13 protein-coding genes are annotated in these 17,106 nt (G+C 68.4%); 11 read left to right on the top strand and 2 right to left on the bottom strand.

All coding sequences use genetic code 11. The features are described 5' to 3' along the window. Positions 1-7: 7 nt before the first annotated feature. Complete coding sequence (locus ACZ6TI_RS27520) at positions 8-3,208, bottom strand: N,N-dimethylformamidase beta subunit family domain-containing protein (RefSeq protein ID WP_465348032.1); 3,201 nt, start codon at positions 3,206-3,208, stop codon at positions 8-10. Positions 3,209-3,834: 626 nt separating this feature from the next. Between ACZ6TI_RS27520 and ACZ6TI_RS27515 the strand changes: the two genes are divergently transcribed. Beyond that, a complete protein-coding gene (locus ACZ6TI_RS27515; RefSeq protein WP_465348031.1) occupies positions 3,835-6,036 on the top strand; it encodes a putative bifunctional diguanylate cyclase/phosphodiesterase in 2,202 nt (733 codons plus the stop codon). 22 nt (positions 6,037-6,058) lie between these two features. On the opposite strand, the gene ACZ6TI_RS27510 is transcribed toward ACZ6TI_RS27515, so the two are convergent. Next, positions 6,059-6,619 carry a hypothetical protein gene (locus ACZ6TI_RS27510; protein ID WP_465348030.1) on the bottom strand — a complete coding sequence of 187 codons (561 nt, stop codon included), beginning with the start codon at positions 6,617-6,619 and terminating at the stop codon, positions 6,059-6,061. A 427-nt stretch (positions 6,620-7,046) separates the two neighbouring features. On the opposite strand from ACZ6TI_RS27510, the gene ACZ6TI_RS27505 reads away from it, so the two are divergent. The 10 genes from ACZ6TI_RS27505 to ACZ6TI_RS27460 all read left to right on the top strand — a co-directional run bounded on the left by ACZ6TI_RS27505 (position 7,047) and on the right by ACZ6TI_RS27460 (position 17,051). Then, positions 7,047-8,654 (top strand): tannase/feruloyl esterase family alpha/beta hydrolase, encoded by a 1,608-nt coding sequence (locus ACZ6TI_RS27505; protein ID WP_465348029.1) that lies wholly within the window; start codon positions 7,047-7,049, stop codon positions 8,652-8,654. Positions 8,655-8,704: 50 nt separating this feature from the next. Next, positions 8,705-9,451: an ABC transporter ATP-binding protein gene (locus ACZ6TI_RS27500; protein ID WP_465348087.1), complete on the top strand. Its 747-nt coding sequence runs from the start codon at positions 8,705-8,707 to the stop codon at positions 9,449-9,451. Beyond that, positions 9,444-10,136 carry an ABC transporter ATP-binding protein gene (locus ACZ6TI_RS27495; RefSeq protein WP_465348028.1) on the top strand — a complete coding sequence of 231 codons (693 nt, stop codon included), beginning with the start codon at positions 9,444-9,446 and terminating at the stop codon, positions 10,134-10,136. Before ACZ6TI_RS27500 ends, ACZ6TI_RS27495 begins: the two co-directional genes overlap by 8 nt. Before the next feature lie 49 nt (positions 10,137-10,185). Then, positions 10,186-11,430, top strand: a complete 1,245-nt coding sequence (locus ACZ6TI_RS27490) for an ABC transporter substrate-binding protein (protein WP_465348027.1) — start codon at positions 10,186-10,188, stop codon at positions 11,428-11,430. A gap of 28 nt (positions 11,431-11,458) precedes the next feature. Further along, entirely contained in the window at positions 11,459-12,331 is an 873-nt protein-coding gene (locus ACZ6TI_RS27485; protein ID WP_465348026.1) for a branched-chain amino acid ABC transporter permease, read from the top strand. Continuing rightward, positions 12,328-13,374: a branched-chain amino acid ABC transporter permease gene (locus ACZ6TI_RS27480; RefSeq protein ID WP_465348025.1), complete on the top strand. Its 1,047-nt coding sequence runs from the start codon at positions 12,328-12,330 to the stop codon at positions 13,372-13,374. Before ACZ6TI_RS27485 ends, ACZ6TI_RS27480 begins: the two co-directional genes overlap by 4 nt. 150 nt (positions 13,375-13,524) lie before the next feature. Beyond that, positions 13,525-14,154: a TetR/AcrR family transcriptional regulator gene (locus ACZ6TI_RS27475; RefSeq protein WP_465348024.1), complete on the top strand. Its 630-nt coding sequence runs from the start codon at positions 13,525-13,527 to the stop codon at positions 14,152-14,154. Positions 14,155-14,342: 188 nt separating this feature from the next. Beyond that, positions 14,343-14,789 carry a hypothetical protein gene (locus ACZ6TI_RS27470; protein WP_465348023.1) on the top strand — a complete coding sequence of 149 codons (447 nt, stop codon included), beginning with the start codon at positions 14,343-14,345 and terminating at the stop codon, positions 14,787-14,789. Positions 14,790-14,912: 123 nt separating this feature from the next. Then, positions 14,913-15,974 (top strand): LacI family DNA-binding transcriptional regulator, encoded by a 1,062-nt coding sequence (locus ACZ6TI_RS27465; RefSeq protein ID WP_465348022.1) that lies wholly within the window; start codon positions 14,913-14,915, stop codon positions 15,972-15,974. A gap of 57 nt (positions 15,975-16,031) precedes the next feature. Then, complete coding sequence (locus ACZ6TI_RS27460; protein ID WP_465348021.1) at positions 16,032-17,051, top strand: alpha/beta hydrolase; 1,020 nt, start codon at positions 16,032-16,034, stop codon at positions 17,049-17,051. The last annotated feature ends 55 nt before the right edge of the window (positions 17,052-17,106 follow it).

Genomic DNA, 17,106 nt, shown 5'->3' with positions numbered 1-17,106 from the left:
ACTCTCCTCAGGAGGCCGGGGTGAAGACGACGTCGACCCAGTAGTTGCTCGACTGCCAGGTGTTGGTGGGGAAGCCCCCGCCGGATCCGTACCGGTAGAGCCCGTTGGCGCCGTCGGCCCCGTCGCGCAAGGCGTGCAGCGGACCGTTGTCGACGCCGGCGGCCGCGAAGAAGCCGTTGTCCCCGGCGTACCGGCCGACCGGCGCGTAGTACGACACTATGTAGTTGGTGTTCGCGGCGATCGTCACCGGCGTCGCCAAGGTGGCGGTTTGCCAGCCGGTGGCGGTCTCGCCGGTGAACGTGACGGTGCCCAGGTTCGTGCCGGTCGTACTCCACAGACGGCCTACGTGGGTGCCGGTGTTGCCGCTGCCCTTGTAGAAGCGGATGCCGGTGACCTGACCGGCGACATCGGACCGGAACCGCATGCCGAGCTCGGTCGCCGCGGTGTCCGAGTCGGCCGGCGTGTCCGGGGTGGCGGTGGCCGGCCAGATCGAGATCGAGGTGCCGGGCGGCGGCGTGGTGACCGCGGCGGTGGTGAACGACCAGGACGTCGCGGTCATCGTGTTCCCGGCGAGATCCCGGGCGCCGCTGACCGTCACCGTATACGCCGTGTTCGCGGCCAGCGGCGCCGTGGGAGTGAACGTCGCCGTGCTCGTGGCCGAGTCGAACGCCGTGCTGCCCGCGATCGTGGTGCCCGCGGCGTTTCTGAGCCCCATGACGACCGTGCCGCTCTGCACCGGCTCGCTGAAGACGGCGGTGGAGGTGGTCGTGGTCGCCACGCCGGTCGCGCCGGATGCGGGGGTCCGGGTGGTCACCGTCGGCGCCGTGGTGTCGGGCGTGCCGCCGCCCGGGTTGAAGACCACGTCGACGTAGTAGTTGGCGCTGAGCCAGGCCAGGGTCGGGAAGCCCGTCCCGTAGCGATAGACGCCGTTGAAGCCGTCCGTGCCGTCCCGCAACGCGTGCAGCGGGGCGTTGTCGGCGCCCTGGTTCGCGAAGTAGCCCGTGTCGCCGGCATAGTGGCCGTTCGGCGCGTAATACGAAACCACGTAGGTCGTGTTCGGGGCCAGCGCGACGGGGGCGGACAGGTTGGCCTGCTGCCAGCCGGACGCCGATTCACCGGTGAACGTCACCGTGGCCAGTTGAGTGCCGGTGCTGGACCAGAGCCGCCCGACGTGAGTGCCGGTGTTGGTGGTGCTCTTGTAGAACCGGATCGCACTGACCTGACCCGCGACGTCGGTACGGAACTTGGTGCCGACCTCGGTCCCGACATTGTCGGGGTCGGCCGGCGTGGCCGGGGTGATGCTCGAGCTCCAGATGGTGCACGGACATGAGCGCTGGCCGACCGTGACGGCCCGGGACGCCTCGGTGCCGACGTTGCCGCTGTCGTCCGTTGCCCGCACGCGGATCGTGGCCGTCCCCGCGCTGCCCGGGGTCCAGGTGTAGGCCCAGTCGGCGCGGCCGCTGGCCGGGTGCCAGGTGGACCCGTCGGTGGAGACCTCGACGCCGCCGACCACGCCGCCGCCCGCGTCGGTCGCGGTGCCGGAGATGACCGTCGGCGAGCTCGTCTGCACCGTCGCGCCGGCCGCCGGCGCGGTGATGGCCACGGCCGGGCCGACGGTGTCGGTCGAGGCGGTGGCCGCCGTCAAGCCGGACTGCAGGGTGCCGGGCTGCACGCCCATGTCCGCCAACAGGTTGACGGTGGCCTGCTTCATCGGGGTGCTGGCCGCGCCGGAGCCGCGGTCGTGGTTACTGTCCAGCCCCCATGACCACTGCACGGTGCCGGCGCCGAACACCAGGGCGCCGCTCGGCGCCCGGTACAGCGTCAGATTGTGGGTCGCGCTGCCGCTCGCGTACGTCGAGCCGTAGTCCTGCAGCAGGTCGAGGCCGGAGGCGGTTGTCGTGGACAGCCGGATCAGGCCGCGTGGCCGGACGCCGTTGTCGGCGTCCACGTCCCACTCGTAGCCGACGGTCCCGGTGCCCAGCGTGGCGGTCGCGCCGGCGGCCTGCGTGGCGACCGTGGTGCCGCGCCAGAACCGCATCTTGCCGTCCGCGGCCGGCACCTTGAGGCTGACCGTGCCGGCGTTGACCTTGAAAACCGTGCCGGTCAGCCCGTTCTCCGGGCGGCCACCGTCGGCCGGCGGGCTGAACCGCGGGTCACGCCAGGTGCCGGTCCACGCCGTGGTCGGGTCGATCTTCTCGTTCGCGTGGGTCTCCTTGTAGCAGACCATCGTGCGGTACGGCGTGTTCGAACCGTCGGTCGCGTTCTCCCAGCGGGTCTTCCAGAACACCTCGTTGCCGCTGAGGAAGGCCAGGTTGACGCCGGCGTCCCGGGCCGCCTCCACGTTGGCCCGCTGCGCACCCGACCAGTACTCGTCGTGGCCGACGGACAGGAACGCCTTGTGGTTCCGCAGCAGCGCGCCGTTGCGGTCGGCGTCGACGCCCGCTATGTAGCTGACGTCGTACCCATTGGCCTCGAGCCACCGCACCATCGGGTACTCGGCGTTGAAGACGAAGTCCTCCGCGCCGGTTCCGCGGGTGGTGATCGGGCGGTTGTAGCTCACCTTGTAGGCGCGCCCGGCCGGCGAACCGGCGTACAGGCTGTTGCCGCCGTACTGGTTGTAGGCCTGCCAGGTCGAGTCGGACGTCTGGAAGACGACGCCCGAGTGGCTGGAGTCGTCGCGCACCACGAATGGGATGTGGCTGGCGCCGGACGTGCCGTCGGTCCGGACGAGCCGGGCGAAGTAGATGCCGGATACCGCGGTGGAGGGGACGGGCCAGGACGCCGACACGGCCCAGTTGCCGCAGTCGACCAGGCCGGTGCTCGCCTGGCTCAGACAGCCGGGCTGGGTCTGCCGGCCGACCGGATTGACCGACGTGATGAGCCGTGCGCCGTTTCCGCCGTAGTAACCCATCCGGTAGATATCGACGCGGTACGACGCGGCCGAGGAGTCGACCTTGAAATTGATCGCCTCGCCCACGTTGACGCTGATCTGGGTGGCGAAGCCCTGCACGGCCGTGCTTCCGTAGCCGGAGATGTCCCAAGTGCTCTTCGGCGTTCCGGGCTTGCTGTTCTCACACGCGATCGGGTTGATGAGCGGCGCGCACGCGTCGGCGGCGGCGGCCGGTCCGGCCCCGGGCACGGACAGACCCGCGACGACGAGGGTGAGCACAAGCAGCGAATGCCAGCGGAATGTCCTGAGATAACGCACGGGAATCGCCCCCGGAGCAAGTTATTTGAAACGCGTCGACGCAGTATCCGACTGTCCGGCGACAGCGTCGGTAGACATGGGCGAAGTGCGAAACTAGTGAACCTGGTCGGCGGCGCGAGCCTGGTCACCCGGTGCGGAAGTCCCGCCGATCAGGGGATTCCTTACTCAACCCTTCGATCGCGGTCGGCTCGTGCGCGGCGCGAGGCCGGGTATCGCGGGGCCGGCGAGGACCGGTACCGGTTCGTCCTCGGTGAGTTGCCATGGGGCGGCGGGCGGCGGAGTCGATGCGCCCGGTGCTTCACTCGCCCGACCGCAAGGTGCGCAGGTGCCTGGTCGCCGCATGCGATGCCCTCGCCCGGCACCTGATCCGACGCGGCGAACTCGACGAGGCGATGTCCATCATGGACCGCATCGAGACGGCACCACGGTCCGCGCCCGGTTCGCGGCGCTCGGCGAACGGGGAACCCTGGAGGAACTCGACCTGTCGCACACGCGCCTGCCCGAGTCCTGGGAGAAGTACCGGTCCCCGCCGACGTCAGAGCCCGGTCGGACCGCTCAGCGGCTTATGTAAGCTGGTGGCAGGCCTGAACGTGATAATGGTGTATTTTGCCCTACCTGACGGGGGCATGGCGCAGGCCGCCATTCAGGTGGGCCTATGCGCGGCATCCGCGGCGGCGGCGGTCGTTGCCACGGTGCGCACGCGAGGTCTGGTGCGGGTGGTGTGGCTGTGGCACGCCGTGGGACTCACGTTTCTGACGATGGGTACCGGTCTCCTGTACGCGTTCCCGATCGTGGCGGGCCATCCGCTTCCGTACCCATCGCCGGCGGACGCGCTGGTCCTGGCGATGTACCCGTGCCTGGGTGTGGCGTTGTGGGCGCTGGCGAGGTTGTGCCGGGGCGAGGATCACCGCGGTGACCTGCTCGATGTGGTCATCATTGTGGCCGGTGTGGGCGCGCTGGTGTGGGTTTCGGCGCTTGGTCCAGCGGTGCACACGCGGGGTCTTCCACTACCGGCGCATGTCGTGTCGGTGTCGTACGCGCTCGCCGATCTGATGCTGTTCGCGATGCTGGTGCGGCTGCTGGTCGGGTCGCGGCCCAGCGGGGCGATGCGGCTGCTCGCGACGGCGACCGGCCTCATGGCGGTGGCCGACACTCTGATGGCGCTCCAATTGGCGTCCGGTAGTTCACAACTCGGCGTCGTCCCCAACTGCCTGTTTCTGTTGAATTGTGTCTTCATGGTCGCGGCGGCATCTCATCCGACAGCGCGGACATTCACCGCAGGGGTGCCCGCCTCGGCGACGCATCAGCTAGGCGTGCCGCGGATTGTGTTTCTCGGCGCCTCGCTGATGGTCTTTCCGATCCTGCTCGGATTCGGGCCGGACGACGTGGTGTTGATCGCGGCGTTGGCGGCGCTGACGTTCGTGGCCGTGTTGGCGCGGATGGCCCGGCTGAACCGCCGGCTGGATGTCGCCCGGCGCAGCGTCGAGGAGAAGAGCGCCGAGCTGCGCCATCAAGCGTTGCACGACGTACTGACCGGGTTGCCGAACCGCGCCCTGATCATGGACCGGCTGGAGCAGCTGCTGGCCCGCGGCCGTCGGCAGGAGACGTCCGGCGTGGCGGCCATGTTCATCGATCTGGACGGCTTCAAAGACGTCAACGACACACTGGGCCACGAGGTCGGCGACAAGCTGCTGCAGTCAGTGGCGGAGCGACTGCGGGGCTGCCTGCGCGACGCGGACACGATCGGGCGCCTGGGCGGCGACGAGTTCGTCGTCCTGCTCGACGAGATGTCCCTGCCAGGCGCCCCGGAACTGGTCGCGGCGCGGATCGTGGAGGTCATCGGGCAACCGTTCGACATCGGGGGATGCGCCTCGCCAGTCCGGGTCACCACGAGCATCGGCATCGCGGCTGGACCGGCCGCCACGCCCGGCGAGCTGCTACGCGACGCTGACAACGCGCTGTATGAGGTAAAGGCCGCCGGCAAGAACTGTTACGCCGTGTTCCGGCCCGAGACTCGGACGGTCGTCCATCGGCGCCACCAACTGGAACAGGATCTGCGCTCGGCGCTGCACGCCGAGCAGTTCCGGCTGGTCTACCAGCCGATCTACGGACTCGAAGACCTCGGCATCGTCGGATTCGAGGCCCTGCTGCGCTGGGACCACCCGACCCTCGGGATCGTCGAGCCGGCCGAGGTGATCCCCCTGCTCGAATCAACCGGGCTGATCGTCGAGGTGGGCCGCTGGGTGCTGGTCGAGGCCTGCGCCCAGATGGCGGCATGGCGTGCCCGCGGCAACGACCTGATCATCTCGGTCAACGTTTCAACCCGCCAATTCGACCGCGACAGGCTCGTCGAACACGTCCACGAAGCCCTGACCGTCAGCGGCCTGGCTCCGGCCGCGCTGACCCTGGAGATTACCGAGACCTCGCTGATGCGCGACATCGACGCCGCCATCCACCGGCTGAACCAACTGAAGTCGCTCGGCGTGCAGGTCGCCGTCGACGACTTCGGCACCGGCTATTCCAGCCTCGCCAGCCTGCAGCGCCTCCCGGTCGACAGCCTCAAGATCGACCAGACCTTCACCGACGCCGTCACCCGCTCACCCGGGTCCGCCGCTCTCATCCACACCCTGGTCCAGCTCGGCAAGCAACTCGGACTCAACATTCTGGCCGAGGGCGTGGAGAACATGACCCAGATCGACCACCTCCGCGCCGAGAACGTCAACGAAATCCAGGGCTACCTACTGGCCCGGCCACTCAGCGCCGACGACATCGAAGCACGCATACTGGCGCACCATGATCGGGCCGGATCACCGCCGCGGCCCGCGTGATCCCGGACCTCGGACATCCCCGCTACTCGGCCGGCGCGGTGGCCAGCGCGGCGTCGAGGTCGCGGTTCTCGGCCGGTGTAGGCAGCCGGCCGCCGAGGTAGCGGAGTCGGTGGGCCCGCGCCGCGTCGAGTGCGGCCCCGTTGAGCATCTCGACCGGCACCTTCGCCTGGTACCGGCTGTCGATGCGCAGCGTGGTGCCGGCCCCGTCCGGATAGAACTCGTACACGCCGCGGCCGCGCGTCCACAAGGCGTTCTCCTCGAAGGCGTCGACCGTGATGCGGTACCGGTCCGCGCCGGTCGCCGCGACGGTGTACCGCGCAGCCTGCACCAGCAGTCCCACGCCCGGCAGGATCAGCCTGGTCTCGTACACGAAGCCGTTGTCGGCCGGCGACCCGGACCGGAACCGGGACGTCGACCCGGGGAACAACTCGTCACCCTGGGCCGGCACATTCCACCAGACCGCGGTCGCGGCGCGGGGTGGCACCGAGCCGATGTCGACCCACATTCGCACGCCGGCGCCTATGCCGTCGCCGGGGTCGTCGAGCGCCTCCAGGCGGATGCCGGCTTCACCGTCTTCATCCATGGATATGGATCATCTCCGTCCACAATGGACTCAGCCGCGCTGTACTGGCCGGAAGCCGCCGGGTGCCCGCGAGCACGAGCCGATTCGAACGTGACCGCACGTGGTTCCTCCGTTCCGGCGCCGGAGTAGCAGCGGGTGCGCATCGAAAAACATCGATGATGAACGTTACCGGCACGTCGTCGGGAGGGTCAATGCGTCGGTGTTCGCGTCCACATCGGTGAGTACCAGATTGTCGATCCTGGACGGACGGGCGCGCACCGCGACATTTGCTCTGCGTGACCCTTGCGGGCACCTGTGACGCATGGCACAGTGAGTGGCACTCGGTGCCGTCCCTGAGCGGATCGGCGGCACAGCGTGCTTAGTCAGGAGATTCGCAATGAGTCGAATGCTGCAGGTTCGTGGAGGATCGAGGCGATTCCTTGCCGGGATGACGCTCGCCACCGGGATGGCGAGCGCGACGGTGGTCCTCGGGCCGGCGCCCGCCGCCGCGGTGACTACCGTCCCGAGATGCGCGGAGCTGGCGGCGAGAGAGATTCCGGCGTCGGCGATCACCTTGCCGACCAGGGGCGGCCGCGTCGAGTCGGCATCCTTGGTGACCCAGGTCGTGAGTGGACAGACCATCGAGTACTGCAGCGTCCGCGCGGCGCTCTTTCCGTTCGACCGGTCCGCTCCGGACATCAAGCTGCAGATCGGTATGCCGGTCGGCTGGAACCGCGACTCGATGATGTTCGGCGGCGGCGGATACAACGGAACCATTCCCAACATCACCCAGAACATGCCGTTCGGCCGTCCCGATCAACCGACGCCCATAGCTCGTGGATTTGTGACGTACGCAAGTGACTCCGGGCACCAGGCAGGTCCCGCCGGGTCCCTGGACGGGTCCTTCGGCGTGAACGACGAGGCGCTTCGGAATTTTGCCGCCGGTGATGCGCTCAGGAAGACCCACGATGCCGCCATGTACCTCGTCCGTCGCGGCTATGGTGCGGGGCCCGGCCGAGCGTACTTCGCGGGCGGCTCGACGGGTGGTCGCGAGGCTCTTGTCGTCGCGCAACGGTGGCCGGACGCCTTCGACGGCGTCGTCTCCGCCTTCCCCGCGTGGAACAACACGGCCGAAGGCCTGTATCTCGGATACCTCGCGCAGGTGATGTCCCGTCCCGGCGCGTTCCCCGGGCCCGCCAAGCAGACCCTGCTCTACAACAGCGTCATCGCGGCATGCGACGGGCGGGACGGTATCGAAGACAAGGTGATCTCGAATCTCGGCGCCTGCCACTTCGACCCCCGGGTGCTCCGCTGCCCCAAGGGTGCCGATGCCGGGCCGGCATGTCTCTCCGACCCGCAGATCGCATCGGTGATCGCCGCGTCCACACCGTTCAGTTGGCCGTACCGCATCGCCAGTGGCGAGCGCTACTATCCGGGCTTTCCCTTCCTGTCGGGCGCCGACATGAGGACGCCATATCTCGGATTCGGCACCACCGCGCCCGCCAACCCCATGCCGGTGACGAGTGCGTACGGGTTCCAGTACTGGGATCAGTGGGTGAAGTACTTCCTGACCAGGGACCCCGGCTACAACTCGCTCGATGTCGACCCTCGGCGACCGGGGAAGTGGCTCTCCCGAATCAGTTACCTTTCCACCGTCCAGGATCGCAACAATGTGGACCTTGGTCCCTTCGCGCGCTCCGGCGGGCGACTGCTTCTTCTGCACGGCTCCGCGGACGAGCTGGTCTCCCACCGCTCGACGAATGACTACTACCGGCGAGTGCTCGACACTGTGGGTGCCCGGCAGACAACGGAATTCATGCGGTACTACCTGGTGCCGGGTGCGAATCACGCCAACTTCGGTGCACCGGCGTTCGCCGCCAACTGGGACTCGCTCTCCGCCCTGGAACGTTGGGTCGAGGATGGACGACCGCCGGCCAAGCCGGTGGTCGCAGACAGCAGGACCGGCCGGACGCGCCCGCTCTGCGAGTACCCGCGCTGGCCGAAGTACCGCTCGGGTGATCCCGGCAGCGCTCGGAGCTTCGTGTGTTCGCTTTGACCTCACCCCACGACCGGTCGGAAGGGGGCCGCGTGACGGCGGGCGGTCCGATGGCGGTGCGCACGCGGGCGCTTACCAAGGTGTTCCGGGGCTTCCGCGCGGTCGACTCGGTGGACCTGGAGGTTCGCGAAGGCAGCGTGCACGCGCTCGTGGGTCCCAACGGTGCGGGGAAGACCACCTTGTTCAACCTCCTGACCGGCTTCGTGTCGCCGACCTCCGGGGCGATCACGGTGTTCGACGAGGACGTCACCGGCCGACCGCCCGAGCAGGTCGCGCGCCGGGGCGTGGCCAGGTCGTTCCAGATCACCAGCCTCTTCGAGACCCTGACGAGCCGCGAGCATGTGGAGCTCGCCCTTCAGGGACTCACCGGCCAGGGGTTCCGGTTCTGGCGGTCGGAGAAGCTGCTGGGAAGGAATCGGGCCCGCGTGGAGGAACTGCTCGCGCAGGTGGGGTTGATGCCGCTGGCGGACAAGCCGGTCGGACTGCTCGCCTACGGGCAGAAGCGCGCGCTGGAGCTGGCACTCGTGCTGGCGCTGGACCCACGGGTGATGCTCCTCGACGAGCCGACGGCTGGGATGGGGATCGAGGATGTCGACCGCACCATCGAGCTGGTCCGTCGCATCGCGGCCGGCCGCACCGTGGTGCTCGTCGACCACAACATGCACGTCGTCGGCAGCCTGGCGGACCGGGTGACGGTGCTCCAGCAGGGCAAGATCCTGGCGGAGGGCGACTACGACGAGGTCCGCAACGACGAACGGGTGATCACCGCCTACCTGGGCGAGGCCGACCATGCTTGAGGTCACCGATCTGACGGCGTGGTACGGGCAGGCACAGGCGCTGCACGGGGTCGACCTACGCGTGGGTGAGGGCGAGGTCGTCTCCCTCGCCGGACGCAACGGCGCCGGCAAGACCACGCTGGTGCGGTGTCTGATCGGCCTGCACCGGCAGGTCGGCGGCACCGTCAGCTTCCTCGGCCACGACGTCACCCGGATGCCGGCGCACCAGAGGGCCCGGGCCGGCATGGGCTGGGTCCAGGACGACCGCGGCATCTACGCCAGCCTCACGGTGGAGGAGAACCTGCTCCTCCCGCCCAAGGTCTCCGACCGGGCCTGGACGCTGGAGCGGGTCTACGAGGCGTTCCCCCTGCTGGCCGACCGCCGCAAGGCGTCGGGCACCACGCTGTCGGGCGGAGAGCAGCAGATGCTGGCCATCGCCAGGTCGCTGCGGACCGGTGCCCGACTGCTGCTCATGGACGAGCCCTCCGAGGGCCTGGCCCCGGTGGTGGTGGCCCGGATCGGGGCGATCATCCGCGAGGTCAAGGCCACCGGCGCCGGCGTGCTGCTCATCGAGCAGAACGTCAAGTTCGCGGCCACCGTGGCCGACCGGCACTACCTGCTCAGCCAGGGCCGCATCGTCGAGACCCTCGACAACTCCGAATTCCGGCGGCGCGAGGGCGAACTCCTCAAACACCTCGGCATCTGAGAACTCGATCAGACAACGCGACACACCGGTACGACTGAGGAGAGTCACCATGCAGAGCAAGCGAATGTGGGCCGGCGCCTCGGCCTTGACGGCGGTACTGCTAAGCGGCGCCTGTGGTGGTGGCGGCCCGGGCGCGTCGGGTGGTGATTTCACGGGGGACAAGCTGGTGCTGGCGGTGATCAACGATCAGTCCGGGATCTACAAGGACGCGTCGGGACCCAACACCGTCAAAGCGGTCGAAATTGCCGTGGCCGACTATCAGAAGAAGTACGGCGACACGGCGGTCGTCAAGAAGATCGAGGTGACGTCGGCCGACCACCAGAACAAGCCGGACATCGCGAACACCAAGGCTTCGGAGCTGTACGAGCGCGGGGGAGCGGACGTCATCCTCGACGTGCCGACCTCGTCCGCCGCCCTGGCAGTGTCCACTCAGGCGAAGAACCACAAGAAGCTGTTTCTCGACGTGAGCGCGGCGACCACCGCGCTGACCGGGGCCAAGTGCAACAAGTACACGTTCCAGTGGGCGTACAACACCTACATGCTCGCCAACGGCACCGGCACGACGGTCACCCAGAAGGGTGGCAAGAAGTGGAGCATCATCTACCCCGACTACGAGTTCGGTCAGAACATGACCACATCCTTCTCCGACGCGATCAAGAACGCGGGTGGCACGGTGCAGAGCACCATCGCGACGCCATTCCCGAACGACAACTTCGCGACCTTCCTCACCAAGGCCAGCAGCACCAATCCCGACGTGATCGGCACGATGCAGGCCGGCGGTGACCTGATCAATCTGGTCAAGCAGTTCAACGCGTCGGGGCTGAAGGAGAAGGGCATCGAGCTGGCCGTCGGGCTGATGCTCATCAACGACATCCACTCGCTGGGCGTGGACCAGTTCGCCGGCACGATGTTCACCGACGCCTGGTACTGGAACATGGACGCCGAGGCGCGCGCCTGGGCGGACCGGTTCCGCGCCGAGACCGGGACCCGCCCGTCCTTCGAACATGCCGGGAACTATTCCGCGGCGCTGCAGTACCTGGAGGCGGTCCAGGCGGCCGGCACCGACGACGCCGACGCGGTCATCGGCAAGCTCGAGGGCAAGAAGCTCAATGACGCGTTCCTGCGCAACGGCGAAATCCGCGCCAAGGACCACCTCGTCGTGCACGACGCGTACCTCGTCCGGGTCAAGAAGGCGGCGGAGGTGAAGGAGGAGTGGGACTACGAGGAGATCGTGAGCACGATTCCCGCAGCGAAGGCGTTCGCTCCCGCCGAGGCGTCCGGCTGCTCGATGTGAGCGGTAGCCGGCACGGGGGAGGGGATTCATGAACGCGGTGCTGCAGTACGTCGTACAGGGCCTGGCGGCCGGTGGCTTCTACGCGCTGGCCGCCCTGGGACTGGCGATCATCTTCGGGGTCCTGGGCGTGGTGAACTTCGCCCACGGCGCGTTCTACATGCTCGGCGCGGTCGCCGCGGCCGTCCTGCTCGACACCCTCGATCTCTCGCTGTGGTGGTCGCTGCTGGTGGTGCCGGTGCTGATGTTCGTCTTCGGCGTGGTGGTGGAGCGGTTGCTCGTGCAGTGGCTGCTCCGGCTCGACCCCCTCTACAACTTCCTGCTCACCTTCGGCCTCACGCTGGTGCTCGTCGAGTTGGTCAAGCAGAGGTACGGCGTGTCCGGGCTGCCGTACCGGCTCCCGGGCGCGCTACAGGGACGCGTCGACGTGGCCGGCGTGGTGCTGCCGGGCTACCAACTGTTCGTCTTCTTGTTCTCCGTGGCGGTCTGCGTGCTCGTCTGGCTGGTGATGACGCGGTCCAGGGTCGGCATGATCGTCCGGGCGTCGACCGAGAAGCCCGACCTCGCCCGAGCCCTGGGCATCAACGTGGGCCGCTGGGTGACTCCGGTCTTCGGCTTCGGCGTCGCGCTCGCCGGCCTGGCCGGCGTGCTCGCCGCACCGTTTCGGGCGATCACGGCCGACATGGGCAACAACTTCGCGATCATTCTGTTCGCGGTCGTGGTCATCGGCGGGCTCGGTTCGATCGTCGGCGCGGTGGTCGGCGGTTTCATGGTGGGCCTGGTGGAGGCGTTCGGGCAGGCGTACGCCCCGACGTTCGCGCAGATCGTCATTTTCATCCTGATGGCCCTGATCATCCTGATCCGGCCCGCCGGGCTGTTCGGACGCAAGGAGGCGACGGCATGACTCAGTCCGCGGTCACCGAGGCCCCGGTCACCGGGGCGGACGCCCCCGTCGCGGGGAGCGATCCGAGGCTGCGATGGGTCTTGCTGGCCGCCGGCCTGGTGGCGGCGCTGGCGCTGCCCTGGTTCGTCTATCCGCCGGTGGCGATGGACATCGTTGCGATGGCGCTGTTCGCGATCGCCCTGGACATCCTGCTCGGCTACGCGGGCCTGCTCTCCTTCGGACACGCGGCGTTCTGGGGCAGCTCGGCGTATGTGACCGGCCTGATCGCGACGCACTACGGCGTGCCGTTTCCGGTGGCCGTCGTCGGCGGCGCGGTGTTCGCGATGATCCTCGCCGTCCCCCTCGGGTATCTGTCGGTGCGCCGGTCCGGGATCTACTTCGCGATGGTGACCCTCGCCTTCGCGCAGATGGTCTACTTCATCGGCTATCGGTGGAGCGACCTGACGGGCGGCGAAAACGGGCTGCAAGGCGTACCCCGGTCCTTCTTCGGCATCGAGCTGGTGGAGACCGAGTCGTTCTACTTCTACTATGCGGCCCTGCCGATCCTCCTGCTCGGCATGTGGGCGGCCTGGCGGATCGTGCACTCGCCGTTCGGACGAGTCCTGATGTCGATCCGCGACAACACCCAGCGGGCCCGGGCGCTCGGGTACGAAGTGGAAAAGTACAAGATCATCGCCTTTGTGCTCTCCGCGGGGCTGACCGGCCTGGCCGGCGGCGTCTTCGCCATCAACCACGGTTTCGTCGCGCTGACCGAGCTGCACTGGAGCACCTCGGGCGAAGTCGTGCTGATGACGGTGCTGGGCGGCATCGGCACGCTGTGGGGAGGAATCCTGGGTGCCTTACTGACCGTCTTGCTCGCCGACTATCTGGCCTCGTCCGGCTTCCACGGCATCGACCTGGTCACCGGCTCGGTCTTCGTCCTCGTGGTGCTGCTGTTCCGCCGTGGAATCTGGGGTACCGTCCGGCACCACTGGCTGGCCCGGCAGTTGCGCCGGACGTCGTCGCGCCGCATTTCGACCCGTGCTGACCCGCCGAGGCGGTGAGCCGCCGCGAGCGCAGCGCAGGGTTACAGTTTTCGGCAAAACGCACGATGCGCGGGAACCGAAGTTCGCGCGACACCACGTCAGGAGAGGCGCCTGTCGGTGACTTCGCGGAAAATACTCGAGACCAAGTACCGGATCTCGGAGACGGCGATGGCCTTGTTCCTGAAGGAGGGGTACGCAAACGTTACGGTTGAAGCCGTCGCGGAGGCATCCAGCGTGTCCCGCCGCACCGTTTTCCGACACTTCGAAAGCAAAGACGAACTCGTATTCCCGGACCACACCGAACGCCTCGGGCTGGTCGAGCGGTGTCTCGTCGAGTCCGCGCCCGACACGGATCCGGTGGATGCCGTCATCGCGGCCACGGAGGAGTCGCTGCGCGATTTCCTCAGCCGGCCCGAGCTCGTCCTCCGGCGATACAAACTGACGCGCATCGTGCCCGAGTTGCGGAAGCGGGAGGTCATCGAACACGAGCGGTACGTGGCTCTGACACGTTCGTTCCTGCGCGATCGACTCCCACCCGACGCCCCGCCGTTCCAGTCGATGGCCGTCGGGGCACTCATCGACTCGATCCACCGATCAGCGCTCGGAAACTGGGTACGCGGCGGCGGCGCGACCGATCCCTTCGCCGAGTTGGCGGCGGGCATGGAATGGGTTCGCCGCCTCATGGTCCACCAGTCGACCTTCTCGACCGCTCCGCTGCTCCTCGCGTTGCTCCCGGACACGCCGCAAACCCGCCGCGTCCTGACCTCGTTGAAAGAAACGGCGGAGGAACTGCTCTAGCCATGGCAGAGCCCATGGCCGGGAGCAGCGGTAGGGCAGAGCCCCGCGCCGGCGCGGGGCTCCATTGTGGTTCAACCGGCCCGCCAGTCCAGGTGACCGGCTGACGTACCTTTGACTTCATGCCACCGACGGAGACGCCAGCGGACCCCTCTCCGGTGCCACTCTGCCCGTCGTGCGGGCTGCCGGGCGTGCCGATCCTGTATGGCTACCCGACCGCAGCGGCGATGGAACGGGTCCGCGCCGGCCAGGTCGCACTGGGCGGCTGCCTTGTCGGCCCCGGCATGGACGACTGCGCCTGCCCGCGGGGGCACCGATGGCGCCGCGCGAACCCGCGGCCGGACGCGGCGGACCCGGCCCTGTTGTCCGCGGATGACCTCGCCGCCGCCGAACGCCACTATCGATCAGCGTGGTCGGACGTCGTCGCGAAGCAGGGCCAGACCGGTCCGCAGACCAGGGTGCTGGCCCACGCGCTGGCGATCATTCTGACCGCATCCGGGCGACCGAGTGAAGCCCGGGCCGTGTACGAGTCGGCACGACCGGATCGCCCCGGCGAGCGGCTGGACGCCCTTGAGGAGCTTCATCGCCGCATCCGGCAGCAGATCAGCCAGCCCCGCAGCAGAGAAACCGGCAAGTGACCTCCCTGCCCGCCGCCGGCACCGAATTTCGGATGCTCGAGCGCACACCCGTCGGAACTGGCGGGCTGGGCAGGCAGAATGGGATACCTAAGCACTGCGATACCGGTGCCGACACTCGATAGAATGCTTCTCGTAAAGCGCTTCGACCCTGAGGTCGAGGCGGGCGGAGCGGGCGTTGAAGCGAGGCCGGACGTGGCGTCGGATCATCGAGTCACCATCTACGAGGTCGCCGACCGCGCCCAGGTGAGCATCTCGACCGTGTCCAACGTCATGAACAAGCCCGACCGGGTCAGCCCGGCCACCCGCCAACGGGTGCTGGCAGCCGCCGACGAGCTCGGGTTCGTGCCGAAGGTGCAAGCGGTCAGTCTGGCCCGGCGAGGCACCGGCCGGATCGGTGTGATGGCCCCGTTCACCTCCTATGGGTCGTACCTGCGCCGGCTGTCCGGCCTGCTGACCGCGGCGACCGAGCTGGAGCTCGACGTCGTGGTCTTCGACCACGAGTCGGCCGCCCTGGCGTCTTCGCCGGTGCTCGCCAGCATGCCCATCCACGGCCGGCTGGACGGATTGATCGTGATGGGCCTGCGGATCGAGGACGTCATCGCGGAACGGCTCCGGGAGCGGAACCTGCCGACCGTGGCGGTCGACGCCGACAGCACGCTGTTCAGCCGGGTCGTGATCGATGACAACGACGGCGGACGGTTGGCCGCCACCCACCTGCGGGACCGGGGACACCGCCGGATCGGGTACCTGCTCGAGCGGCAGGTCTCCGACTACGAATCTCAGGCGATCAAGCGGCTGTCCGGATTCCGGCAGGTCATCGAGGCGGCCGGCGGCGAGGTGGTCGTTGCGACGAGCGACAATTCCGTGGCCGACGCCCGGCGGGCGGCGGCGCTCCTTCTCGACGTGGCGGATCGGCCGAGTGCGGTGATGGCGCACCACGACGGGCTCGCCGTCGGTGTGCTCCTGGCCGCGCGGGACCGGGCGCTGCGCGTGCCGGACGACATCGCGGTGATGGGCTTCGACGATGGCGAGGCGGCGACGGCGGCCGATCTGACGACCGTTCGCCAGCCTTTCGAGGAGTCCGGGAGCGCCGCGCTCGGTGTGCTGCTCAGCCGCATCGACGGCTCGGATCTGCGCTCGACGACTATGCTCGACGTGTGCCTGGTCGAGCGTTCCACCACCTGACACCGACCGCGCGTCGTCGCGCCTTGAGCTGCTCCTGAGCACTATAAAAGTGCTTTAATGGAAACACTTGACACACCTTTCGCGATGGGGTTTCGTGCTTGTAACACGAACGCGGGAGGTGACATGGGGCTGGACCAGGCGGTGCGAACGTTCCTGTCCACCAAGCCGGACTCCGGCGACCCGGACGCGCCGATCGCCCAGCGGCGGAAAGCCATCCACGCCGGGACCGACGCACTGTTCGCGACGTTCGGCCGAGCCGTCGATCCGGCACCCAGCGAGCGGGACGTCGACGTCGCCGTGTCCGACGGCCGGATCCGGCTACGGGTATATCGCCCGAGCGCCGAGGCCGGCCTGCCGATCCATGTCTTCCTGCACGGAGGCGGCTTCTGGCTGGGTTCCATCGACGAAACCGTCAACCAGGCGACGTGCCGCAGCCGGTGCGCCGGCGCCGGCTGTGTGGTCGTCGCGGTCGATTACCGGCTGGCGCCGGAGCACCGCTTCCCGACCCCGCTCGAGGACTGTTACGCAGGTCTCCGGTGGGCCGTCGACCACGCCGCTGAGATCGGCGGGGATCCGGCGAATGTATCGATAGGCGGGGTTTCCGCCGGTGCGACGCTGGCTGCGGCGGTCGCCGTGCTGGCCCGCGACCGCCGTGCCGCGCATCTGCGGCTGCAACTGCTCGAGGTCCCGCCGCTGGACCTGACCCTCGACGGTATGCGCGCGTCCGGCATAGGCGATGACTTCGGCATCACGGTCGACGAGATGGCACTCTGCCGAGACCTCTATCTGCCGTCGCCCGAGGACACCCGGAACCCGCTCGCGTCACCCCTTCACGTGGAAGACCTCGCGGGGCTGCCGGCTACGAAGATCATGACGGCTCAGTTCGACCCCTTGCGACACGACGGCGAACGGTACGCGGGTCGGCTGCTCGCGGCCGGAGTTCCAGTCTCCTATAGCTGCTACCGCGGCGCCGTACACGGCTCGCTCGCCCTCACCGGCACCTGGCCCGCCGCCCGAACCTGGCAGGACGACCTCCTGCGATGCCTGCGCGAAGCACATTTCCCGTCGCACGCCTGAACACACCGATACCCGCTACATCCCTCAACCGGTGGTTACTCCCGCACCACCGGCA

The sequence above is a fragment of the Actinoplanes sp. NPDC051388 genome (genome assembly GCF_055586225.1).
The sequence above is the reverse complement of the archived record's forward strand: the minus strand, read 5'-3'. Positions and strand labels throughout refer to the sequence as shown.